25 protein-coding genes are annotated in these 20,423 nt (G+C 73.5%); 15 read left to right on the top strand and 10 right to left on the bottom strand.

Annotation, left to right across the window (positions count from 1 at the left end; all coding sequences use genetic code 11):
* Window positions 1-42 precede the first annotated feature (42 nt).
* From AB0M93_RS27630 to AB0M93_RS27620, 3 genes are all read left to right on the top strand, one after another.
* Entirely contained in the window at window positions 43-789 is a 747-nt protein-coding gene (locus tag AB0M93_RS27630; protein WP_364277903.1) for a GAF and ANTAR domain-containing protein, read from the top strand.
* Between the two features lie 9 nt (window positions 790-798).
* Window positions 799-1,719: a non-homologous end-joining DNA ligase gene (gene ligD, locus AB0M93_RS27625; RefSeq protein WP_364277900.1), complete on the top strand. Its 921-nt coding sequence runs from the start codon at window positions 799-801 to the stop codon at window positions 1,717-1,719.
* 274 nt (window positions 1,720-1,993) lie between these two features.
* Window positions 1,994-2,413: a DUF6292 family protein gene (locus AB0M93_RS27620; RefSeq protein WP_364277897.1), complete on the top strand. Its 420-nt coding sequence runs from the start codon at window positions 1,994-1,996 to the stop codon at window positions 2,411-2,413.
* A gap of 51 nt (window positions 2,414-2,464) precedes the next feature.
* Here the strand turns inward: AB0M93_RS27620 and AB0M93_RS27615 are convergent, their stop codons facing one another.
* Together AB0M93_RS27615 and AB0M93_RS27610 are read right to left on the bottom strand one after the other, a co-directional pair.
* A complete protein-coding gene (locus AB0M93_RS27615) occupies window positions 2,465-3,346 on the bottom strand; it encodes a class I SAM-dependent methyltransferase (RefSeq protein WP_364277894.1) in 882 nt (293 codons plus the stop codon).
* Window positions 3,343-4,278, bottom strand: a complete 936-nt coding sequence (locus AB0M93_RS27610; RefSeq protein ID WP_364277891.1) for an alpha/beta hydrolase — start codon at window positions 4,276-4,278, stop codon at window positions 3,343-3,345. The genes AB0M93_RS27615 and AB0M93_RS27610 overlap by 4 nt, the downstream gene beginning before the upstream one ends.
* A gap of 69 nt (window positions 4,279-4,347) precedes the next feature.
* Between AB0M93_RS27610 and AB0M93_RS27605 the strand changes: the two genes are divergently transcribed.
* On the top strand, window positions 4,348-4,908 hold the full coding sequence (locus AB0M93_RS27605; RefSeq protein ID WP_364277888.1) for a TetR/AcrR family transcriptional regulator: 561 nt from the start codon (window positions 4,348-4,350) through the stop codon (window positions 4,906-4,908).
* 100 nt (window positions 4,909-5,008) lie between these two features.
* On the top strand, window positions 5,009-5,350 hold the full coding sequence (locus tag AB0M93_RS27600; protein WP_364277885.1) for a DoxX family protein: 342 nt from the start codon (window positions 5,009-5,011) through the stop codon (window positions 5,348-5,350).
* Here the strand turns inward: AB0M93_RS27600 and AB0M93_RS27595 are convergent.
* Together AB0M93_RS27595 and AB0M93_RS27590 are read right to left on the bottom strand one after the other, a co-directional pair.
* A complete protein-coding gene (locus tag AB0M93_RS27595) occupies window positions 5,308-6,174 on the bottom strand; it encodes an alpha/beta hydrolase (RefSeq protein ID WP_364277882.1) in 867 nt (288 codons plus the stop codon). The two genes, AB0M93_RS27600 and AB0M93_RS27595, sit on opposite strands and share 43 nt — an antisense overlap.
* Window positions 6,174-7,196: an alpha/beta hydrolase-fold protein gene (locus AB0M93_RS27590; protein ID WP_364277879.1), complete on the bottom strand. Its 1,023-nt coding sequence runs from the start codon at window positions 7,194-7,196 to the stop codon at window positions 6,174-6,176. The genes AB0M93_RS27595 and AB0M93_RS27590 overlap by 1 nt, the downstream gene beginning before the upstream one ends.
* A gap of 134 nt (window positions 7,197-7,330) precedes the next feature.
* Between AB0M93_RS27590 and AB0M93_RS27585 the strand changes: the two genes are divergently transcribed.
* Genes AB0M93_RS27585 through AB0M93_RS27575 form a run of 3 tightly spaced genes read left to right on the top strand, consistent with a single transcriptional unit; the run spans window position 7,331 to window position 8,969 of the window.
* Complete coding sequence (locus AB0M93_RS27585) at window positions 7,331-7,993, top strand: hypothetical protein (RefSeq protein WP_364277876.1); 663 nt, start codon at window positions 7,331-7,333, stop codon at window positions 7,991-7,993.
* Window positions 7,993-8,544: a DUF6529 family protein gene (locus AB0M93_RS27580; RefSeq protein WP_364277873.1), complete on the top strand. Its 552-nt coding sequence runs from the start codon at window positions 7,993-7,995 to the stop codon at window positions 8,542-8,544. The genes AB0M93_RS27585 and AB0M93_RS27580 overlap by 1 nt, the downstream gene beginning before the upstream one ends.
* 14 nt (window positions 8,545-8,558) lie before the next feature.
* The gene (locus AB0M93_RS27575; RefSeq protein WP_364277870.1) at window positions 8,559-8,969 is read left to right on the top strand and encodes a Rieske (2Fe-2S) protein; all 411 of its coding nucleotides are present in this window, start codon (window positions 8,559-8,561) and stop codon (window positions 8,967-8,969) included.
* On the opposite strand, the gene AB0M93_RS27570 is transcribed toward AB0M93_RS27575, so the two are convergent.
* Complete coding sequence (locus AB0M93_RS27570; RefSeq protein WP_364277867.1) at window positions 8,966-10,423, bottom strand: hypothetical protein; 1,458 nt, start codon at window positions 10,421-10,423, stop codon at window positions 8,966-8,968. The genes AB0M93_RS27575 and AB0M93_RS27570 overlap by 4 nt on opposite strands.
* A 135-nt stretch (window positions 10,424-10,558) precedes the next feature.
* On the opposite strand from AB0M93_RS27570, the gene AB0M93_RS27565 reads away from it, so the two are divergent.
* The 3 genes from AB0M93_RS27565 to AB0M93_RS27555 are packed head-to-tail and all read left to right on the top strand — an operon-like array spanning window position 10,559 to window position 13,291.
* Window positions 10,559-11,485 (top strand): DUF3800 domain-containing protein, encoded by a 927-nt coding sequence (locus tag AB0M93_RS27565; RefSeq protein WP_364277865.1) that lies wholly within the window; start codon window positions 10,559-10,561, stop codon window positions 11,483-11,485.
* A gap of 13 nt (window positions 11,486-11,498) precedes the next feature.
* On the top strand, window positions 11,499-12,401 hold the full coding sequence (locus AB0M93_RS27560; RefSeq protein ID WP_364277862.1) for a MarR family winged helix-turn-helix transcriptional regulator: 903 nt from the start codon (window positions 11,499-11,501) through the stop codon (window positions 12,399-12,401).
* A complete protein-coding gene (locus tag AB0M93_RS27555; protein WP_364277859.1) occupies window positions 12,401-13,291 on the top strand; it encodes an NAD-dependent protein deacetylase in 891 nt (296 codons plus the stop codon). Before AB0M93_RS27560 ends, AB0M93_RS27555 begins: the two co-directional genes overlap by 1 nt.
* On the opposite strand, the gene AB0M93_RS27550 is transcribed toward AB0M93_RS27555, so the two are convergent.
* From AB0M93_RS27550 to AB0M93_RS27540, 3 genes are all read right to left on the bottom strand, one after another.
* Complete coding sequence (locus tag AB0M93_RS27550; protein WP_364277856.1) at window positions 13,242-13,823, bottom strand: TIGR03086 family metal-binding protein; 582 nt, start codon at window positions 13,821-13,823, stop codon at window positions 13,242-13,244. The genes AB0M93_RS27555 and AB0M93_RS27550 overlap by 50 nt on opposite strands.
* A gap of 160 nt (window positions 13,824-13,983) precedes the next feature.
* The gene (locus tag AB0M93_RS27545) at window positions 13,984-14,439 is read right to left on the bottom strand and encodes a group II truncated hemoglobin (RefSeq protein ID WP_364277853.1); all 456 of its coding nucleotides are present in this window, start codon (window positions 14,437-14,439) and stop codon (window positions 13,984-13,986) included.
* A 40-nt stretch (window positions 14,440-14,479) separates the two neighbouring features.
* Window positions 14,480-15,421 (bottom strand): NAD(P)/FAD-dependent oxidoreductase, encoded by a 942-nt coding sequence (locus tag AB0M93_RS27540; protein WP_364277850.1) that lies wholly within the window; start codon window positions 15,419-15,421, stop codon window positions 14,480-14,482.
* Between the two features lie 77 nt (window positions 15,422-15,498).
* On the opposite strand from AB0M93_RS27540, the gene AB0M93_RS27535 reads away from it, so the two are divergent.
* Window positions 15,499-16,086, top strand: coding sequence for an XRE family transcriptional regulator (locus AB0M93_RS27535; RefSeq protein ID WP_364277847.1), 588 nt, complete (start codon window positions 15,499-15,501; stop codon window positions 16,084-16,086).
* Here AB0M93_RS27535 and AB0M93_RS27530 read toward each other — a convergent pair.
* Window positions 16,083-16,571: an N-acetyltransferase family protein gene (locus tag AB0M93_RS27530; protein ID WP_364277844.1), complete on the bottom strand. Its 489-nt coding sequence runs from the start codon at window positions 16,569-16,571 to the stop codon at window positions 16,083-16,085. The genes AB0M93_RS27535 and AB0M93_RS27530 overlap by 4 nt on opposite strands.
* An 18-nt stretch (window positions 16,572-16,589) precedes the next feature.
* On the opposite strand from AB0M93_RS27530, the gene AB0M93_RS27525 reads away from it, so the two are divergent.
* Window positions 16,590-17,156, top strand: coding sequence for an XRE family transcriptional regulator (locus AB0M93_RS27525; protein ID WP_364277841.1), 567 nt, complete (start codon window positions 16,590-16,592; stop codon window positions 17,154-17,156).
* Window positions 17,157-17,322: 166 nt separating this feature from the next.
* Complete coding sequence (locus tag AB0M93_RS27520; protein ID WP_364278032.1) at window positions 17,323-18,813, top strand: glycoside hydrolase family 28 protein; 1,491 nt, start codon at window positions 17,323-17,325, stop codon at window positions 18,811-18,813.
* A 54-nt stretch (window positions 18,814-18,867) separates the two neighbouring features.
* Here the strand turns inward: AB0M93_RS27520 and AB0M93_RS27515 are convergent, their stop codons facing one another.
* The gene (locus AB0M93_RS27515) at window positions 18,868-19,083 is read right to left on the bottom strand and encodes a hypothetical protein (protein ID WP_364277838.1); all 216 of its coding nucleotides are present in this window, start codon (window positions 19,081-19,083) and stop codon (window positions 18,868-18,870) included.
* 149 nt (window positions 19,084-19,232) lie between these two features.
* On the opposite strand from AB0M93_RS27515, the gene AB0M93_RS27510 reads away from it, so the two are divergent.
* Entirely contained in the window at window positions 19,233-20,375 is a 1,143-nt protein-coding gene (locus AB0M93_RS27510; protein WP_364277835.1) for an MFS transporter, read from the top strand.
* Window positions 20,376-20,423 lie beyond the last annotated feature (48 nt).

The raw sequence follows: 20,423 nt of genomic DNA, 5'->3' as shown, positions 1-20,423 counted from the left end.
CTGGGTACCCGAGGTCACTTCGCGCCGAGTGGAGGAGCAGGCATGGAACGGTCCGACCCCACCACGACGGCTTCGCCCCTGTTCGACGAGGTCACGGGGGCCCTCGAAGCGCTGTCCGCGGTCCTGCGGGAAGAGGACGACTTCCGGATCCTGCTCCAGCACGTCTGCCTGCAGGTGCGGCACGCCGTGCCCGGGGTCGGCGAGGCTTCCGTCACCCTGGTGACCGGGGAAGCGCCGCACACGGCGACCACCACCAGCGCCGTCGTCGGCGATCTCGACCGTGACCAGTACCGGATCGGGGACGGGCCCTGCCTTGAGGCGATGCGGAGCGGCAAGATCGTCCGCACCACCGTCACCGACGCGCTCGAGCGCTGGCCCGAGTTCGGGCGCGGGGCGCGGGAGGCCGGGTTCGGGAGTTTCCTCGCCGCGCCGCTGGTCGCCGACGAGGAGTTCTCCGGGGCCGTCAACTGCTACGGGCGGCAGGACGACGGCTTCGAGGAGGTCGAGGGGCAGCTGCTGGAGCTCTACACCGCCGCGGTCGAGGCGATCCTGCGCGTCTACCACCGGTACCTGCGGGCGCGGGACACCGCCGAGCACCTCCGGACGGCGCTGACTTCGCGGGCGGTCATCGACCAGGCCAAGGGCATGCTGATGGCCATCCGCCAGGTCGGCGCCGACGATGCCTTCGCCATGCTGGTCGAGCAGTCGCAGCGGGAGAACACGAAGCTGCGGGCGGTCGCCGAGCGGTTCGTCGAACGAGTGGTCTCGGGGCACGTCCCGCCGCGGTAACGTGGGGCCGTGGCGGGGAGCCGGATCACGGTGCAGGTCGGCGAGCGGCAGCTGACGCTCTCGAACCTCGAGAAGGTGCTCTACCCGCGCCACGGCTTCACCAAGGGCGAGGTCCTCGACTACTACACGCGGATCGCGCCCGTGCTGCTGCCGCACCTGCGCGACCGGGCGGTGACGTTCGTGCGCTTCCCGGACGGCGTCGGCGGTGGCTCGTTCTTCGAGAAGGACGTCTCGCGGCACGCGCCGGACTGGGTCCGCACCGCGTGCCTGGCCGTCGGCGGCCGGGGCCAGGAGCCCGAGATCGTCGCCTACCCGATGATCGACGACCTGCCCGAGCTCGTGTGGGCGGCCAACCTCGCCGCGCTCGAGCTGCACGTCCACCAGTGGACCGTCGGCCCCGGCGACGAGCGCCGCACCCCGGACCGGCTCGTGTTCGACCTCGACCCGGGGCCCGGCGCGACGGTGGTCGACTGCAGCCGGGTCGCCGAGCGGCTCCACGACGTCCTCGTGCGGGACGGCCTCACGCCGGTCGCGAAGACGAGCGGTTCCAAGGGCATGCAGCTGTACGCGGGCGTGGTGACCGCGGACGGCGGTGAGCCGTCGCGGTACGCGAAAGCACTGGCCGAGCGGCTCGCCGCGGAGACGCCCGACCTCGTCGTGGCGCGGATGACGAAGAACCTGCGTCCGGGCAAGGTCTTCATCGACTGGAGCCAGAACAACCCGTACAAGACCACCGTGGCGCCGTACTCGCTGCGCGGGCGCGACGAGCCGACCGTGTCGGCCCCGGTCACGTGGGACGAGGTCCGCGCGTGCCGGCACGTCACGCACCTGCGGTTCACCGCCGGCGAGGTTTTGCGGCGCGTCGAGGAGCACGGAGATCTTTTCGCGGATCTGGAACGCACCCGCGTGCCGATTCCTGCGATCGGCTGAACTTCGGAAAGCGCCATTCCTCCCGGTGGCGGCGTGGTTTTGCCGGAAATGGCCGGAAAACGGCGTCACCTGCGGATTTGATCGTCCACATCGGACTGTTGCACGTGCAGATGATCGTGTCGCTGCACGCACTGGCCGCCGGATCAACCGGCGGTGGGCCGAAGTCGATGAAGTCGGTACGGTCGACGCACGAACCGCGGCGTCCGCCGTGGTGGTGAAAGACAATGACACGGCGGCCGTCGCCGTTCTTGTCGAATGCGGCGAAAGGAAACTGGTGTCCGCCCTGATCGACACCGATCTCGAATTCTGGTTCCAGCGCGGCCTGCGCGCGTATCTGGGCGAAGTGGCGCGTGCGCTCGGCTTCGGCTTCGAGTCGTGCACCGTGGACGTCGACGTCCCGGTCTCGGCCTACGTGGCGGTGGACTGGCGGTTGCGGCGCTTCCCCGAGCGCGACGTGGCGCTGCTCTGGGACGAGGTGCACGGCTGGGCGGTCGCGGTCGAGGCGGCGTGCGGCGAGGACATGATCGTGCTGGCCTACCTCGGCGGGGCGGACATCCTGCCGCCGGCGCAGGAAGTCGTGCGGTTCCTGGCCGAGCTGCGGGCCGGTGCCCTGGACCCGCACGAGCCCGGCTCGCCCGTGCTGCGCCGGCCCGGCCGCCACCAGGAACTCCTGCCGCTGCTGCCGGCTCGCTGATCCACAGTGGACGCGGGGCGGTGCCGCGCCTGCCCGGCGCGGCACCGCGGTTCACCGTCCCCCGGCGAAACTCACCAGCGTGATCGACGGACGCAGGTCGCGCAGCCCCGGCAGGTTCGCGATCCGGCGCAGGACGCCCGGCCGCCAGGCCCGGCGCCCGGGCGGCGGCTGCAGGTCTTCGACGGCGGCCACGCCGGGGACGAGCTCGGGCAGGCGCGCGGCTTCGGAGACCGTCAGGCCGAACGGCATCGGCGGCACGGTGTAGCGGGCGGACAGCCGCAGCCCGGAATTGTCGGTGCCGTCCGGTAGCGTGGAAGACGGGGGGCGCCCCCGCGGCCCGGTCGGCAGCGTCCGCCTGCTGAGCCACGGCGGGATCGAGTCGAAGAACAGCTGCCCGCCGGGGAACCGTGCGGCGCAGTCGGCGATCAGGGCGAACACGTCGTCGCGTTCGAGGTACATGAACAGCCCCTCGGCGGAGATGAACACGCCCCGCGCCGGATCGGGGACGTCCAGCCAGGCGCGGTCCAGTGCCGAGGCCGGGATCGACGTCATCCGCGGCTCCGGCGGGAGCAGGCGCCGGCGCAGGTCGATCACGGGTGGCAGGTCCACCGACAGCCAGTCGACCGCCGGCCGCCCCAGGCGCCAGTAGGTCGTCTGCAGGCCCTCGCCGAGGGCGACGACGGTCGCGCCGGGATGCCGGTCCAGGTAGGCGCGGAGGGCGAAGTCCAGGGTCAGCGCGCGCAGCGGGTGGAGCTGGCCCGGCTTGCCGAACCGCGCGTAGTCGTACTCGATCCGGCGCTGGAGGCGTTCGGCCCGCGGGTCGGCGAACGCCGAGCCGGGGTGCCGCGACTCCTCGGCGCGGTTGCGCAGCGTCCACAGGCAGGTGACCGCGACACCGTCCAGCGCTTCGCCGTCGATCGCGGGCCCGGTCATGCGGCGAAGGAGGTCCGGAGGAATGCGAGGATCTCCGCCCGCGCGGCCTCGGCCTGCGGCGCCACGCCCGGCAGGCTGAGGAACGCGTGCCCCGCGCCGGCGTGTTCGGTGAGCCGCACCGGGGTGCCCGCCGCGCCGAGCCGCTCGGCGTAGCGGCGGCCGTGGTCGGCCAGCGGGTCGTGCGTCGGCACCACCACCAGTGCCGGGGCCAGCCCGCCCAGGTCGTCGGCGTGCAGCGGCGACACCGCGCGGGCGTCGGCGCCCGGCGGGACGGCGAGCTGCCGGAACAGGCGCAGCACCGGCACGCCGAGGGTGGAGGTATGGGCGTGCTCGGCGGCCGAACCGTGGTCGAGCATCGCCGCGGTCACCTCGGTCACGGGGTTGACCAGCACCTGCGCCCGGAGGGACACCCCGGCGTCACGGGCCCGGATCGCCGCCAGCGCGCTGATCAAGCCGCCGCAGCTTTCGCCGAAGACCGCGGCCCGCGCCGGGTCGACGCCCCACGGTGCGGCGTCGCCCAGGAGGTGCCGCAGCGTGTCCCAGCCGTCGTCGACGGCGTCCGGCAGCGGGTGGTCCGGCGCGACCAGCCGGTGCTCGACCGAGACGACGACCGCGGGCAACCGCGCCGCGAGGTGGCTGTTGACCCAGTCGCTCTGCACCGCCGTGCCCACGAACCCGCCGCCGTGCACGTGGACCACGAGCGGCAGCGCGGCGCCGCCGTGCTCCGCGGGCCGGTACACCCGGACCGGGAGGTCGCGGCCGGGCAGCGCGAGGTCCCGCCACCCGAGCACGGCGCCGTCGTCCGGTTCCCCGGTGAACGCCCGGGCGGCGGCGGACGCCCGGAAGCGGTTTTCCGCCTCTCGGTAGGCGATCAGCTCGCCGGTCGTCAGCGCGAGCCAGTCGGGTTCCGGCGGGCGGGTTTCCTGGATCATGGTCGGCTCCTTAATTTCGAAACCTGCGGTATCGAAACCTACGGTAGCGAAAACCGCTAGGGTGGCGCCATGCCTTCCGGACCAGCCCGGCCACCGGGCCGCCCCCGCGCCGGGGTCGACGCCGCGGTGTTCGCCGCGACGCTGCGGACGGTCCACGAGCTCGGCTACGCGCGGGCCACCGTCGAGCGCATCGCCGCGGCGGCCGGCATCGCCAAGACGACGATCTACCGGCGCTGGCCGTCCAAGGGCGAGCTCGTCGTGGACGTCCTCCTGGACGCGTTCGGCCCGGCACCGCTGGTGGGCGGGACCCGGGCGGAAATCCTGGCCTCGGTCATCCGGTGGGGCGCGGCGAAGATCGCCGAACCCGGTGTGGGTGACGCGTTCGCGGGCGTGTTCAGCGACGCGGTCAGCGATCCGGCCCTGCGCGTGGTGCTGTCTTCGCGGCTGCAGGATCCGTACCGGCTCGCGCTGCAGGACGCGCTCGGCGAGCCGGAACACCGGGTCCTGTTCTTCGTCGACGTCGTCGTCGGCACCCTGCTGCACCGGATGGGCATGACCGGCGAGCCGATGGTCGACGCCGACGTCACCGCTCTCGTGGACATGGTCGTGGCCCACTTCGCGAACGAGTGACCGCCGTCACGGCCCGGGCTGTCACATCGGCCCGGACCGCGGAGTCGTGGGGGTGATGGACCCCGGCTCGTGGGGTCCGCGAAGCCCCCGAGGAGTTCCGATGTCCACCGCACACCTGATCGTCACCATCGCCGCCGCGGCCTGGGTCGGCTTCTCGGCCGTCTCGATGCTGGCCCGCGCGAAGTGGGTCGTCGAGCCGATCACCGAGTACGGCGTGCCCGAGCCGTGGTGGCCGTGGCTGGGCACGGCGAAGGCAGCCGGCGCGGCGGGGCTGCTCGCCGGGCTGTTCTGGCCGCCGATCGGCCTCGCGGCGGCGATCGGCCTGGTGCTGTACTTCGCCGGCGCACTCGTCACCGTGGCCCGGGCGCGGGCGTACGGGCACCTGGTGTTCCCGGCGCTCTACCTGGCGCCGGTGGTCGCTTCGCTGCTCCTGCTGCCCTGATCGGCGAGCCAGGTGAGCGTGTCGGCGGCGTGGCGCAGCACGGACAGGTGCCCGTCGCCGGGCGAGGGCCGGTACTCGGCGGCCGGGCACCGGCCGGCGAGCCACGCGCTGTGCGTCGCGGGGATCATCCGGTCCTGCTCGCCGTGCACCAGCAGGACGGGCGCGCTGATCGACGCGGGATCGCCGCCCCACGGCGTGACGTAGGCGAGGTCGTCGTCGATCAGCCCGCCGGGCCCGTCCGCGAGCGCCGCGCGGACGACCTCGCCCAGCCACGACCACGACCCTTCGAGCGTGGCGAAGTCGGCGTCGGTGAAGACAGCCGGATCGAACTCGGCGGCGGCTTCGTGCTTTTCCTTGGCGGCCCGCCCTTCCGTGGCGGCCCGCAGCGAAGCGGCACTGGCCGCGGCCATGCCCCCGAACCAGTCGAGCCCGGCCGCGTCGAAGGGCGCCACCGCGGCCAGGCTCCCGACGGCGAGCACCCGTTCGGGCAGCAGCGCGGCACAGGCGAGGGCGTGCGAGCTCCCACCGGAGTGCCCCAGCACGGCGAACCGCCCGACACCGAGCGCATCGGCCACGGCGGCCACCCACCCGGCGACCTCTCCGACGGTCCGCCCCGGCACCGGCGTGGAGGTGCGGTAACCGGGCCGGTCGAAGGACACGAACCGCACGCCGAGCTCCCGCGCGAGCGGCAGCAGCGGCCCGGGCGGCGCCCCGGTGTTGGGCGTGCCGTGGTGCCAGAAGACGGTGAGCCGCGCGGGGCCGCCGGTGTCGTAGACGTGCAGCGAACGCCCGCCGGGCAGGGTCAAGTCCGTCTCGGTGACCATCAGCGGGCCAGCCGCTCCGCCAGCCAGGCCAGGGAAAGCGGGTAGCGGTAGTCGATCCCGCCGTGGCCGGCGTCGAACAGCTCGAAGCGGACGCGGTCGTCCGGCAGGCCCGCCGCCGCCACCTCCGCTCGGAACGCCTGCGCGCCCAGGTCGAGGAAGTACTCGTCGCTCGTGCCCGCGTCGATCCACACCGCGTGCAGTGACCGGATCGCCTCCGCGTGGTGCGGCACCATCCGGACCGGGTCCCAGTCCAGCCAGCGCTGCCACGGCTCCGGCCGCAGCGCGCCGGTCAGCGGGTCGAACGGCAGCTCCGGGATCCCGTCCGCCGAGGCCGAGAAGCACGCCGAGACGCCGAGGATCATCAGCAGGGTCGCGTCCTCGGGCTCGGTGAACGCCGGGCGGCTCCGGAAATCCGCCCACCACGCCTGGATGTCCTGGTCGTACTCGCGCAGCGCGCGGACCGCCTTGCCGAAGTCGGGGACGTAGCACAGCTCGTAGAGCGAGTCGCCCGCGTGCGTGGCCAGCGCCCCGAACAGGTCCGGGCGCAGCATCGGCGTGATCATCGCGCCGAACCCGCCCGAGGACTTGCCGGCGATCGCGCGGGACGCCGGGGTGGTGAGCGTCCGGTAGCGCTCGTCGACCCACGGCACGATCTCGTCGCACAGGTACGAGTGGTAGCGGCCGGTGCCCGGCGAATCGACGAACTGCGAGCCGCCGTAGGCGGTCCACGCGTCGACGTAGACCACGACGCACCCCGGTGCACCGCCGGCGAAGACGGCGTCGGCCGTCTCCACGAACGGCTGGCGGAACGGGGTCCGGTTGGCCCACATCGTCAGGTGCCCGGTGTAGCCCTGGATGACGTAGACCGCCGGGTACCGCTCGTCGCCGTCGTCGTAGCCCGGCGGGACGTACACCCACAGCGGCCGTTCGTGCGGATCGCCGAGCGGGTTGCCGCGCAGCAACGCGGAAGTCACGGTGTGCCGGTCGAGCCGGCCGGCGAGTTCGCCGTCCCAGGGCAGCATCCGGCCAGTCAACCACGATCCACCCGGTTGCCGTGGCTAAGCAATACCTCTTTTCCACGCGTAGCGTTGAGCCGTTTCGGCTCGGCCTCCGTGTTCAGGACACGGTGGTGGACCGGGGAGATGCGGGGCAGACCATGAAACATCCGGGTCCGTTGTTCACTTTGCTCGCCGGTGTGGTGCTCGCCGGCGGGATCGGCGTCGCCGACCTGGCGGCGGGGACCGGTGCGGCGCCGGTCGCCGGGGCCGCGAGCACCTCGAGCACCACGACGGCCGCGCCACCCGCGACGACGTCGGCGCCGCCGAAGCCCGCTGCGCCCGCGCGGGCGGACTACGCCGGGCGGGTGACCGGTGGCGGCGCGTCGATCGCGGTGTCGGCGCGCGACGGGCACGCCATCGCGTACGTCTGCGACGGCAAGAAGCTCGAAGCGTGGCTCCAGGGCGTGACCGCCGGCGGGAAGCTGGACCTGAAAGGCGCCCGCAACGCGAGCCTGACGGGCAGTTTCGACACGGCTTCGGCTACTGGGACCGTGACGGCGGCCGGCCGGACGTACGAGTTCACGGTGCCGACGGCGAAGAAACCCGCGGGCCTCTACCGCGCGACGCCGAAGGTGAAAGGTAAGTCCGCGAGGGCCGGCTGGATCGTGCAGCCCGACGGCAGCCAGGTCGGCCTCCTCACGACCGGCGAAGACGCGACGGCGGCCCCGGCACTCGACCCGGCGGCCGGTACCGCGACCGTCGACGGCGTCCCGGTGACCGCGGAGCCGATCAGCGGCCTAACCGGGACCGGGGACTTCTGATGACCGCCCCGGCAGCGGGCCGCCGCACCGCGGTCGCGCTCGTGGTGCCGCTGGTGGCGGGCGCCGTCGTCTCAGTGGTCCTCGGGGTCTACGGCGGCCTGCACACCCCGACCGGGGTTGCGGTGAACGTCGCGGGCTTCTCCGGTCCCCAGTCCGTGAAGGCGTGGCTCGCCACGGTCGTCGTCGTGCTCGCCCTCGTCCAGCTGGGGTCGGCCCTGGCGATGTACGGCAAGCTCGACGGCGGTGTGCCCGCCTGGGTCGCGCCGGTGCACCGGTGGTCGGGCCGGCTGGCCTTCCTCGTGTCGATCCCGGTGGCGATGCACTGCCTCTACGCGCTCGGGTTCCAGGCGTTCGACCTGCGCGTTCTCCTGCATTCCCTGCTCGGCTGCTTCTTCTACGGCCTGTTCGTCGCGAAGATGCTCCTGCTGCGCAAGGACGGCGCGCCGGGGTGGTCGCTGCCGCTGCTCGGCGGCCTGGTCTTCACCGCGCTGGTCGGGTTGTGGCTGAGCGCGTCACTGTGGTTCTTCACCCAGTCCGGCCTGACCTTCTAGCGCGGAGGACGAAGATGCGGAACGACGACGCGGACCCGGTGCTGGCGCGCCGGACGGCCCTCGCGGTCCTCGGTGCCGGGCTGGTGGCCGGCTGCAGCACCTACGGCGGCAGCCCGGGCGGGACGCCGCCGGCCGGCGGCACCGAGCTCGGCCCGTCCGGTGACATCCCGGTCGGCGGCGGCAAGGTGTTCGCGGACAAGCAGGTAGTGGTGACGCAGCCGGTGGCCGGGACGTTCGCGGCCTTCTCGGCGATCTGCACCCACCAGGGCTGCACGGTCGGCGCCGTGGCCGGCGGCACCATCGACTGCCCGTGCCACGGCAGCCGGTTCAAGATCGCCGACGGGTCGGTGGCGACCGGCCCGGCGTCGAAGCCCCTGGAGAAGAAGGCGATCACGGTCGACGGCGGCAAGATCACCTTGGCCTAGCCGTAGGCCTTCGCGACCGTCCGGCCCTCGATCGTCCACAACGGACTCGCCGTGTCCGGCACGCCGTGCAGGACGGTCCGGCCGTCCGAGCAGGTGTACCGGACTTCCGGTCCCGCCACGGCCGCGCACTGCAGGCCGTTCTCCAGCACCAGCAGGAAGGGATCGGCCGTCCCGCCGGGCCGGGGTGGCACCGGCAGCGCGCCCGAGGCGGTCAGCAGGACGGCCTTCGTCGCCGAAGCCGGGCACGAGAGCTGCGGCCGCGGTCCGGCGAAACACGGGTCGTACGTCGTGCCGCCGGCCGAGCAGCGGTAGGCGTCGTGGCGGCCGGACACCGCAGACACCGTCGCGCAGGAGCCGGTCACCCGGGCCGTCGCGGCCCGCGGCCGGTACGCGACGCTCTGCGTGAACCGCTGCGCGCGGCTGGTGGTCACCGGGAGCTCGAAGGCGGGACTCGCCGCGGCGACGCTGCTCGTCACCGCCCCGATCCCGGCGGCGACGAGCCGGCGCACGACCGCGCCGCCGTCCGGGTGGCACGGTTCGAGCGCGGTCCAGACGTCGGCCGCGACCTCGGCGAACGGCCGGTCCGGGGTGTACCGGGCGGCGCCGGCGTCCGCGGCGCAGGCGAGCACGCCGGCCGCCGGGCCGGCGTCGCCGGCCAGGCCGAACAGCCCGGCGGCGCGGTGGGCCGCCGTGGCGAGCGCCGTCCCGAGGGCGGGTCCGGGGTCGGCCTGGCCGCGCACGCTCGCCGGCAGCAGGCCGAACGGGACGCTGTAGGTCACGCCGGCGCCGGGCCAGAGCAGGTCGCGCTGCCTCGGGCGGCCGAACAGCTGCACGGCGGACGTGCTCGCCGCCGCGGTCCGGGCGCCCGGTGCCGGCCAGCCCGGCGGCAGGACGATCCGGTAGGGCACCCTCGCGTTCGACGTCAGCGTGACGTCCGCGCGGCCGTTCCCGGCCGTCACGCAGACCCACACCGGCGTCCGCGGATCCGGCTCGCCGACGTCGACGGTCACCCCGCCGGAGCTCGCCGCGTGCCCGGCGCAGTCCGGCCGCGGCGCCGGCTCGGCCTCGCGACCCAGCGCGGCGAGGTCGAGCAGGCCGCCCCAGAACCTGCCGGAGTGCGCGGCCTCCGCGACGACGGTCCGGGTGGCGCCGTCGTAGGTGGCGGGCACGAGCAGGGAACCGTTCTCGGCGATGACGACGGGCGCGAACCCCGCGGGCGGCGCGCCGGGCACCGGGATCCGCACCTGCCGTGGCGGGCCGCCGTCGACGCTCAGGTCCACGCCGCCGCCGAACCGGCGTGTCATCGGCGCCAGTGCGCCCGGCTCCGCCCAGTCGCCCTGCGGCGGGCCCGTGGCGAAGACCTGTTGCCGCACAAGGACTCCCGCGGCGCCCAGCAGGAGCAGGACCACGGCGGCCGTCAAGGCGAGCCGGGCCGGTCGTTCGTGTGTGGCCATCGGCACCTCCCCGGAACACCCTGCTCCCCGCGAGTCACCGGAGCCGCCGTGGTCGTTAGCCGCCGTGGCCCAACCGTGACGCCGCGCCGCCGATCGGGTCGCCCGCGGGCGGCTCCCTCTGGCACGATCGGGTGGGTGCAGCCGGTCGAGATCGCCTGCGACGAGTCGGGCTCGGAGGGCGAGAACCTGCTCGGCGGCGAAACGGACGTCTTCGCCCACGCCGGCGTGCGGATGCCGCTGCCCGCGGCGGCCGCCTGCGTTCGCGAGATCCGCGAGCGCATCGGTTCGCCCGCGGAGGAGTACAAGGCCAACCACCTGCTTCGCGCCAAGCACCGCGCGGTCCTCGAATGGCTGCTCGACCCCGGCGGCCCGCTCGCCGGCCGCGGCCACGTCCACCTGACCGACAAGACGTTCTTCGCCGTCCGGGCCGCGGTCACGCTGCTGGACGAAGCGGGCACGGAGGCGTCGGCCCGCACTCTTCACCGCGCCGGCCCGGCCGCTTTCGGCGCCGCCCGCTGGGAGTTCTTCCTGACGGCGTTCACCAGCGTGCTGCGGCTGAAGCCCCGGCGCGGGGTCACGACGTCGCCGGGGGAGTTCTTCGCCCTCGCCGCCGAACTCGCCCGGGTGCCCGGCGAGGCCGGGGAGATCGTCGGCCGGTTCCGCGGTGGCGAGGAGCGGGTCGCCGCCTACCGCGCCCGCCTGGCGAGCGACCCGGGCCTGGTGCCCGTGCTGGATCCGCTGGTCCCGGCGGTGATCCACACGGTCCGCCACTGGAGCGCGGACGGCACCCCGGTCGCCCTGGTGCACGACGAGCAGCTCGCCCTCACCGCCGAGCGCGTCCTCCAGCTGAAGGCGACGCTCGGCCACCGCCTGGCGGGCGTCCGGTTCGTCGACTCCAGGTCGGACGCACGCGTCCAGATGGCCGACTTCCTGGCGGGCGTGGCCCGCCGGATCGCCTCCGACGAGCTGAACGGCCGCGGCGACGCCCGCTTGAGCGCCCTGCTGGAGGCGTTCGCGGACGAAGGGTCGGTCTGGGACGGCCCCCGGCCGGCCGTTCTCTGACTAGAGTCAGGGAATGGACCAGGACCTGGTGCGGGGCCTCCGGCGGTTCAACCGGACCGTCACGCAGCGGATCGGTGCGCTCGACGACGCCTTCCTGGCCCGCGCCCGTCCGCTGGGGCAGGCTCGGGTGCTGTGGGAGATCGGCGCGGCGGGCCGGGACGTCAGGGAGCTGCGTGCCCGGCTCGGCCTCGACTCCGGGTACCTGAGCCGGTTGCTGCGCGGGCTGGAGCAGGACGGGCTGGTGCGCGTCGAGGCCGGGGCCGGCGACGGGCGTGTCCGGACGGCGCGGCTCACCGAAGCCGGGCTCGCCGAGCGTGCGGCTCTCGACCGGCTCTCCGACGCCGCGGCCGGCGCGATCCTCGCGCCGCTGTCCGGTGGGCAGCGCAGCCGGCTCGCCGCCGCGATGGCCGAGGTCGAGCGGCTCCTGACGGCTTCGGCGGTCGAGGTCGCTCCGTGTCCGCCCGGCCGACCGGCCGCCCGGTTCTGCCTGCGGGCCTACTTCGCCGAGCTGGCCGAGCGGTTCGACGAAGGCTTCGACCCGGCCCTCGGCATCTCCGCCGACGACGTCGAAATGACCCCGCCCGCCGGGGTGCTGCTGGTCGCCACGCTGCACGGCGAAGCCGTGGGGTGCGGTGCGCTGAAGTTCCACGGCGACGCGCCGGCCCAGGCCAAACGGATGTGGGTGGCGCCCGGGGTCCGCGGCCTGGGGCTCGGGCGGCGGCTGCTCGGCGAGCTGGAGGCGTACGCCTTCGACGCCGGCGTCCGCACGCTACGGCTCGAGACGAACCGTGCGCTCGCCGAAGCGATCGCGCTGTACCGCGCCGCGGGGTACCGGGAGGTCGCGCCGTTCAACGACGAGCACTACGCCGATCACTGGTTCGAGAAGACGCTCACCGGCCCACGTACCCTGGCCTAGTGCGAACCCGGCCCACGCTGTCCTGGACGTCGGCGGACGCGCCGCTGCCGCGGACGTCCGGTCTCGACGAGCTGACGGACGTCGTCGCGCGCGGCGGGGTGGCCGTGCTCAGCGGGGCCGGGCTGTCCACCGAATCCGGGATTCCCGACTACCGCGGCGAAAGCGGCAGCCTGCGCCGGCACACGCCGATGACCTACGACGAGTTCGTCACCAGCGCCGAAGGGCGGCAGCGGTACTGGGCGCGCAGCCACCTCGGCTGGCGCACGATCGCCCGCGCCGACCCCAACGACGGCCACCGCGCGGTGACCGCCCTGAGTGACGGGGGATATGTCGACAGCGTCATCACGCAGAACGTCGACGGGCTGCACCAGGCGGTCGGCACCGACGCGGTCGAGCTGCACGGCAGCCTGGACCGGGTGATCTGCCTGGGTTGCCGCCGCACGAGCCCGCGCGCGGAGCTGGACCGGCGGCTGCGGGCGGCGAACCCCGGTTTCGCGGGGGCGGCCACCCGGATCAACCCGGACGGCGACGTCGAACTGCCCGCCGATGTCGTGCGTGGCTTCCGGACGGTGCCGTGTGAGGCGTGCGACGGCGTCCTCAAGCCGGACGTCGTGTTCTTCGGCGAGAACGTGCCGCGGCCGCGGGTCGAGCAGTGCTACCGGCTGGTCGACGCCGCCGCGGCGCTGCTCGTGCTGGGCTCGTCCCTGACGGTGATGTCCGGGCTCCGGTTCGTCCGCCACGCGGCGGCCGCGGGCAAGCCGGTGGTGATCGTCAACCGCGGCGAAACCCGCGGGGACCGCTACGCGTCCGTGCGGGTCGACCGGCCGCTCGGGGATGCGCTCACCGAGCTGGTCGGGCGGCTCGGCCGGGGTTGCGACCGAAGCGCGTGAGCAGCCGGTCCTGGCGGGACGCGCCGGGCGCGGCGGCCGTCGGTTCGGCGAAGATGCCGGGGCCCAGTCCCGCGAAGATCGCGTCGTAGTCCTCGTCGATCCACGCGACCAGGCCCGGGTCGAGGGTCTCGTCGGCGCCGAGCGCGCGGGCGAGGTCCCAGGTGTGCACGGTGCTGTCCGTCGTGCGCACGGCCAGGGCGCGCCGTCCGGTGAGCTTGCCGAGCGGGTAGTCGACCACGCGGTCCAGCGCCCCTGCCTCGGCGAAGGCGGCAGCACAGGCCTGGACCGAGGCGATGTACGCGGCGACGGGGTCGTCGCCGAGGGCGTCTTCGTCCCGCCGGGCCAGGAATTGCTCCCGGGTGGCCCCGCGCAGCAGGCCGACGTAGTTGAGGTTGCCGCGGGTCATGTGGTTGACCAGGGCCCGGACGTCCCATTCGGCACACGGCGTCGGCGCGCCCCAGCCGTCCGGCGGCACCGCGCGGAGGTGGAGTTCGAAACCCCGGGAGGCGAGGAGGTAGCGGTCGAGGAGCACGCCGGCCAGTCTGGCCCCGGCCGCCGTGGTGCTGCTCGCGGCTTTCGGACGTCGTGGGCGAACCGGCCCGGGCGGGTGGGGGGAACCCGTCCGGACCGGCTCTGGCGACGGACCTCCACAGCCGGTCGTCGCCTGCAAGACGCGGGGACCGCCCCGGTCGTTACAGCGGCTGCAACCCGTTCCAGGACCAGCGCGGCACGGCCAGCCCGGCGGGCACCTCGTCCGGCGGCCCCGGGTAGGTCAGCACTTCGGCCACCGCCCACTCCATGTAGGCCCGCAGCGCCGCGCGGAACTCCGGGTCGGCCGGCAGGCCCGCGTCGTCGGCGGCTTGGACGAAGCAAGCGACGAACCGGCGGCCGAGGTCGCTCATGTCGCCGTTGCCGGCGTGCATCCGCAGCATCGCCGAATGATCGCTGCACTCCGCGGAGAACCGCGGCGGGCCGCCCATGACCTCGGCCCAGTACCAGGCGAGCCGCTCGACGTGCTGCGGGTTCTGATCGCGCTTCGAGAACGGGTGGTTCAGCTCCGGATCGGCCAGGCAGCGCTCGTGGTGGGCGGCGGCCAGCGCGCGGAACGCGGGGTCGCCACCGGCGAATTCGTAGAGCGTCGGGCGCATCCGCCGAGCGTGGCACGCGGGAGCTCCGGACGCCAGGAATTCAGCGCGCCCCGGCGGCCGCGCGTTCCGCGGCGGGGGAGAAGCCGCCGAGCGCGCCGACCGCCTGCCGGACGTCCTCGGCGACGAGGTCGTGGTTCAGCGCGCCGGCGGCGGCCGCGCCCTGCGCCGCGGCGATGATCACCGTCGCCCGCGCGTCCACGACGTTCCCCGCCGCCCACACGCCCGGCACGCTCGTCTTCCCGGACGGGTCCACTTCGCCCTCGACGTAGCCGAGGCCGCGCAGCAAGTCGTCGTGCGGAACGATCCGGGTGCGGAGGAACAGCGCCGTCCGCGGCACGAACCGGGCCCCGAGCTCGACGCCGGTGAGGCGGCCGTCCTCGCGCCGGACGCCGGTCACAGGTCCGTCGACGACGCGGATCCCGCGCGCGTCGAGCCGTTCCCGGTCCTCTTCGGACAGTGGCGTCGTGTGCGGGAAGTACGCGGTGTCCGGCGACCACTGGCGGACCAGCAGGGCGTGTTCGACGCTCTCGGCGTGGGTGCCGAGGACGCCGAGGGGCTGGTCGCGCACTTCGTAGCCGTGGCAGTAGGGGCAGGTCACGACGTCGGTGCCCCAGCTTTCTCGCAGACCGGGGAGGTCCGGCAGCTCGTCGTGGGCGCCGGTGGCGACCAGGACGCGCCGGGCGGTCAGCACGCGGCCGCTCGCCAGCTCGGCCGTGAAGCCGGGGTCGAGCCGGGTCACGTGGTCTTCGAGGAGTTCCACGCCGTAGCCGCGGAGTTCGCCGCGGCCGAGTTCCAGGAGTTCGGACGGCGGGAGGCCGTCGCGGGAAAGGAAGCCGTGCATGTGGGACGCGGGTGCGTTGCGCGGGGCCCGGGCGTCGACCACCGCGACGCGCCGCCGCGCCCGGCCGAGCATCAGGGCGGCGCTGAGTCCCGCGGCGCCACCACCCACCACCAGTACGTCGAAGCTGTTGTCATCAGTCATGCCGCCACCATGGCCCCGGCTTCGCGAATCCGACAACTAAAGTTGCCGTTTCCGGGACAAGCGGGTTTCCTGGGGGCATGACGGACGCGATCACCCAGGCACTGGCCGAGGTCGGCCCCCGGCTCAAGCGGGTCCGCACGCAGCGGCGGGTCACGCTCGCCGACCTGTCGGCGGCGACGGGCATTTCGAAGAGCACGCTGTCCCGGCTGGAGTCCGGCCAGCGCAAGCCGAGCCTGGAGCTGCTGCTGCCGATCGCCCAAGCCCACCAGGTGCCCCTGGACGAGCTGGTCGGCGCGCCGGAGGTCGGCGACCCGCGGGTCCGGCTGACCGCGCGCCGCATCCCGCGCCACAACGGCGCGACGATGACGGTGCTGCCGCTGACCCGGCAGCCGGGCGCGCCGCAGGCGTTCAAGATGGTCCTCGAACCGGAGACGGGCGAACCCGACCCGCAGGTCCACGAGGGGTACGAGTGGCTGTACGTCCTGTCGGGCCGGCTGCGGCTGATCCTGGCCGACCGGGACATGACGCTGGGCCCGGGCGAGGCGGCGGAGTTCGACACGCGGCTCCCGCACTGGTTCGGCGCGGTCGACGGCCGCCCGGCCGAGATCCTCAGCCTGTTCGGCAAGCAGGGGGAGCGGCTGCACCTGCGGGCGAAGTCCCGTTAGGCCAGTTCGCGCTGCATCAGCAGGGTGTCGAGCCAGCGGTCGTGCTTGAAGCCGACGCGGCGCAGCACGCCCGCCTCGGTGAAGCCGGCCGCGCGGTGCAGGTTCCGCGACGCCGGGTTGCCGGAGTCGACGATGACGGCGATGGCCTGCCGGGCCCCGGCGGCTCCGCACCGCTTCAGCAGTTCGTCGAGCAGCCGGCGTCCGTGACCGCGGCCGGCGGCCCCGGCGGCGAGGTAGATCGTCGTTTCCACCGAATACCGGTAGGCCGGTTTCGGCCGCCACGGCGTCGCCAGGGCGTAGCCGAGGATCTCGCCTTCGCCGGCGAGGACGAGGAAGGGCCACGTGCTCTCGCGGATTCTGGCGCGCCACTGCTCCGCGGTCGGCGGTGTGGTTTCGAACGTGACGACGGAGCCGGTGACGTACGGCGCGAAGACGGCAGCGATGCCTTCGGCGTCGGCCTCGGTCGCTTCCGCTATAGTGGACATAGCAGGTATTATAGAGGAATGATCGATTCCGTCTCGCTCGGCCGCCGCCTGCACGACCTGCGCGCCGACCGTGGTCTCGCGCTGACGGCGCTGGCCCGGCAGGCGGGCGTCAGCGTGAGCATGCTGTCGGCCATCGAGCGTGGCGAAAAGACGCCGACAGTCGTGGTGCTGTCCCGGATCGCCGACGGCCTCGGGCTGTCCCTTTCCCGGCTGCTGGCCGACCTGGAGACCGACCGCGTGATCGTCCGCCGCGCGGCGGAGCAGGACCACGTCGCCGAACCCGGCGGCTGGCACCGCACGGTCCTGACGCCGGTCGTCCCCGGCGTCAACTTCGAGTGGATCCGCACGACCCTGCCGCCCGGGTGCGACGCGGGCCGGTTCCCGGCGTACGCCCCGGGTTCCCACGAATTCGTCGCCGTCGAGTCGGGGGAACTGTGCCTGGGGGTCGGCGACGCCGAGTACGTCCTGGGGTCGGGCGATTCGGTGTACTTTCCCGCCGACGTCGGGCATTCCTACGCCAACCGCACCGGAAAGCCGTGCGTGTACCACGTTGCGGCGTTGATCATGCGTCCGCGCGTGCCTTGACTCATCCGATCTTTTGCTCTTAGCTGGACGACGCATCCCGATCCGCCGTCGGAAGCACCGAGAAGTGCTTTTGCCGTGGCGAGTTGAGGGAGTTTTCGTGGGAAGAGCGTTGAGCCGCCGCCGTGTCGTCGCGTGGGGAGCCGCAGGCGCTGCCGGTGCCCTGCCATTGGTCGGACCTCAGGCCGCCGCCGAGGAACTGTCGGGTGCGCCGGGCCGCTTCTTCGACGTCACGAAGTGCGGCGCGAAGGGCGACGGGCGCACCATCGACACCGCCGCGATCAACCGCGCGATCGACGCGGCCGCGGTGCGCGGCGGCACCGTGTACTTCCCGGCCGGGACGTACGCGAGCTATTCGATCCACCTCAAGAGCAACATCGCGCTGTACCTCGGCGCGAACGCGACGATCCTGGCCGCCGCCCCGGCCGGCGGCCAGGGGTACGACCCCGCCGAACCGGGCGCGGGCAACCCGTACCAGGACTTCGGGCACAGCCACTGGCACAACAGCCTGATCTGGGGTGAGAACCTGGAGAACGTCACCATCGAAGGGCCCGGCAAGATCGACGGCCAGGGCCTGGTGGCCGGCGGCAGCGCGGAATCCGCGCCGCTCAACGGGAACAAGGCGATCGCGCTCAAGCTGTGCCGCAACGTAGCGATCCGCGACATCACCATCGTCAACGGCGGCCACTTCGGCATCCTGCCCACCGGCGTCGACAACTTCCGCATCGACGGGCTGGTGATCGACACCAACCGCGACGGCATCAACATCGACTGCTGCAAGAACGTCCGGATCGCCAACACGACGGTGAACTCGCCGAACGACGACGCCATCGTGCTCAAGAGCACCTACGCGCTGAACCAGGTGCGCGACACCGAAAACGTCACCATCGACAACTGCTTCGTCAGCGGCTACGACCTCGGCACACTCGTCGGCGGCACGTACAAGACGTCGTCGTCGTACGGCCGCACCGGCCGCGTCAAGTTCGGCACCGAATCCAACGGCGGGTTCCGCAACATCGCCATCTCGAACGTGGTCTTCGAGCACTGCCGCGGCCTGGCCCTGGAGACGGTCGACGGCGGTTGGTTGGAGGACGTCACGATCAGCAACCTCACGATGCGCAACGTCCAGATGCCGCTGTTCCTCCGGCTGGGCGCGCGGATGCGCGGCCCGGCGGGCATCCCGGTCGGGTTCCTCCGGCGGGTCAGCATCAGCGACGTCACGACGGTCGACGCGGACCCGCGGTACCCGTCGTGCCTGGCCGGCATCCCGGGCCACCCCATCGAGGACGTCAAGCTGAGCAACATCCGCCACCACCTGGCCGGCGGCCTGACCCCGGGTGACGCGGTGCAGGACCCGCCGGAGCTGGAAACCGCTTACCCTGAGCCGTCGATGTTCGGCACGCTGCCCGCGTACGGCTTCTTCGTCCGCCACGCCCGCGGGATCAGCTGGGACAACGTGGACGTGCGGTTCGGCAAGCCCGACACGCGCCCGGCGTTCGTGCTGCGGGACGTGGCCGACGCCGACGTCCACCACGGCCGTGCGGACCAGGTGGCGGGCACGCCGACGTTCGTGCTCGACGGCGTGGACGACTTCCGGGTGAGCGACGGCCGCCCGGTGCCGGAAGCCCGGGTCGAGCACGCGGATCACCGGGAGCTGTAGGGATTTCCGGCCGGGCCCCGCCGCCGCCGCGGGACCCGGCCGGTCCGCTCCGGCTCAGCGGCCGCGCAGTTTCGGGCGGGCCAGGCCGACCACGGAAAGCGCCATCAGGCCCACCGCCGCCACCGCGGCGATCACCGCCAGGACCGGCGCCCGGCCGTCGGTGCCGGTCAGGGTGAGGATGCTGGAGACGAGCAGGACCGCCCCCACGCCCAGGTACAACCAGCACAGCGCAGCCGTGGTCGGGATGAAGTGCCAACGCCGCTCGGCCATCGAAACCTCCTCGATCGGGTTGCTTTTCCGGAACTGCCCCGATCCGGAGTCGATCAAACCGGCGGGAATCCGACGTGACCCCGCGAGGCCGGCGAAGCTGTCGCAAACCTGCCAGCCCGCACGGTCGGCCGCCGGTTCACTGGGGCACCATGAACGCACCTTCGTCCCGGTGGCCCGCCGTCTTCGCGGTCACTGCCGGGATTTTCCTCATCGTCACCACCGAAATCCTGCCGATCGGGCTGCTGACGCCGATCGCGGCCGCGTTCGGCGTGCCGGCCGGGACCGCCGGCTGGACCATGACCGTGCCGGGCTTCGTCGCCGCCGTCGCCGCACCGGTGGTCACCGTCGCGGCCGGCCGGATCGACCGGCGGCGGATGCTGGCCGGCCTGCTGGTCCTGCTCGGGGTCGCCGGGGTGCTGGCCGCCGCCGCACCGGTGTTCTGGGTGCTGCTGGCCGCCCGCTTCCTCGTCGGCGTCGTCATCGGCGGGTTCTGGTCGTTCGGCAGCGGGCTGGCGCCCCGGCTGGTGGGCACGGCGGCCGCCGCCCGGGCGACCTCGGTGATCTTTTCCGCCGTGCCCCTCGGTTCGGTGCTGGGCGTCCCGCTCGGCACGCTCGTCGGCCAGCTGGCGGGCTGGCGGACCGCGTTCCTCCTGCTGGGCCTGCTGAGTTTCGGGACCGCCGCCGTGCTCGTGCTCCTCACCCCGGCCCTGCCCGCCACGGTGCGCATCCGGCCCAGTGTCCTGAGTGGACTGCTGCGCCGCTCGGGAGTCCGCAGTGGACTGCTGGTGACGTTCCTTGTTGTGCTCGCCCACTTCGGCACCTACACCTACGTCACGCCGCTGCTGCGGGACGTCGTCCGGCCGGAGGTGCTCAGTGCCTACCTGCTGGCGTACGGCGTCGCCGGGATCGCGGGCACTTTCCTGGCCGCGCGGCACCGGGCTGCCTTCGCCGTCGCGGCGGTGCTGATCGCGGTGTCGGTCTTCGCGCTGCCGCACACCGGGCCGCTCGGCGCGCTCGTAACGCTTCTGGTGTGGGGCGTGGCCTACGGCGCGGTGCCGGTCTGCTCCCAGGCATGGTTCGCCCGCGAAGCGCCCGACGCTCCCGAAGCGGCCACGGTCCTGTTCACCGCGTCGTTCCAGGCCACGCTTTCGGCCGGTGCGCTGGCCGGCGGGTTCGTGGTGGACGCCGTGTCGGTCCCGGCCGTCATGACGTGCGGGGGAGTGGCCGCTCTGCTGGCCGCGGCGGTGATCCAGGGCGCGCGCCGCACGCGGGAGACCGCCGGGAGCCGGTGATGGCCGCTCGACGTTCCGCTGGCCGGAACACAAGGCTGTTCCGGGCGG

The sequence above is a fragment of the Amycolatopsis sp. NPDC051102 genome, assembly GCF_040682815.1.
Classification (GTDB): Bacteria; Actinomycetota; Actinomycetes; order Mycobacteriales; family Pseudonocardiaceae; genus Amycolatopsis.
This window is presented reverse-complemented; position numbering and strand designations above follow the sequence as displayed.

Bases quoted from the DNA above. Each gene is read 5' to 3' on its own strand.
- AB0M93_RS27630 (WP_364277903.1), top strand. From the start codon at position 43: ATGGAACGGTCCGACCCCACCACGACGGCTTCGCCCCTGTTCGACGAG.
- AB0M93_RS27615 (WP_364277894.1), bottom strand. From the start codon at position 3,346: ATGACCGGGCCCGCGATCGACGGCGAAGCGCTGGACGGTGTCGCGGTC.
- AB0M93_RS27610 (WP_364277891.1), bottom strand. From the start codon at position 4,278: ATGATCCAGGAAACCCGCCCGCCGGAACCCGACTGGCTCGCGCTGACG.
- AB0M93_RS27605 (WP_364277888.1), top strand. From the start codon at position 4,348: ATGCCTTCCGGACCAGCCCGGCCACCGGGCCGCCCCCGCGCCGGGGTC.
- AB0M93_RS27600 (WP_364277885.1), top strand. From the start codon at position 5,009: ATGTCCACCGCACACCTGATCGTCACCATCGCCGCCGCGGCCTGGGTC.
- AB0M93_RS27595 (WP_364277882.1), bottom strand. From the start codon at position 6,174: ATGGTCACCGAGACGGACTTGACCCTGCCCGGCGGGCGTTCGCTGCAC.
- AB0M93_RS27590 (WP_364277879.1), bottom strand. From the start codon at position 7,196: ATGCTGCCCTGGGACGGCGAACTCGCCGGCCGGCTCGACCGGCACACC.
- AB0M93_RS27585 (WP_364277876.1), top strand. From the start codon at position 7,331: ATGAAACATCCGGGTCCGTTGTTCACTTTGCTCGCCGGTGTGGTGCTC.
- AB0M93_RS27580 (WP_364277873.1), top strand. From the start codon at position 7,993: ATGACCGCCCCGGCAGCGGGCCGCCGCACCGCGGTCGCGCTCGTGGTG.
- AB0M93_RS27575 (WP_364277870.1), top strand. From the start codon at position 8,559: ATGCGGAACGACGACGCGGACCCGGTGCTGGCGCGCCGGACGGCCCTC.
- AB0M93_RS27570 (WP_364277867.1), bottom strand. From the start codon at position 10,423: ATGGCCACACACGAACGACCGGCCCGGCTCGCCTTGACGGCCGCCGTG.
- AB0M93_RS27560 (WP_364277862.1), top strand. From the start codon at position 11,499: ATGGACCAGGACCTGGTGCGGGGCCTCCGGCGGTTCAACCGGACCGTC.
- AB0M93_RS27545 (WP_364277853.1), bottom strand. From the start codon at position 14,439: ATGCGCCCGACGCTCTACGAATTCGCCGGTGGCGACCCCGCGTTCCGC.
- AB0M93_RS27540 (WP_364277850.1), bottom strand. From the start codon at position 15,421: ATGACTGATGACAACAGCTTCGACGTACTGGTGGTGGGTGGTGGCGCC.
- AB0M93_RS27535 (WP_364277847.1), top strand. From the start codon at position 15,499: ATGACGGACGCGATCACCCAGGCACTGGCCGAGGTCGGCCCCCGGCTC.
- AB0M93_RS27530 (WP_364277844.1), bottom strand. From the start codon at position 16,571: ATGTCCACTATAGCGGAAGCGACCGAGGCCGACGCCGAAGGCATCGCT.
- AB0M93_RS27525 (WP_364277841.1), top strand. From the start codon at position 16,590: ATGATCGATTCCGTCTCGCTCGGCCGCCGCCTGCACGACCTGCGCGCC.
- AB0M93_RS27515 (WP_364277838.1), bottom strand. From the start codon at position 19,083: ATGGCCGAGCGGCGTTGGCACTTCATCCCGACCACGGCTGCGCTGTGC.
- AB0M93_RS27510 (WP_364277835.1), top strand. From the start codon at position 19,233: ATGAACGCACCTTCGTCCCGGTGGCCCGCCGTCTTCGCGGTCACTGCC.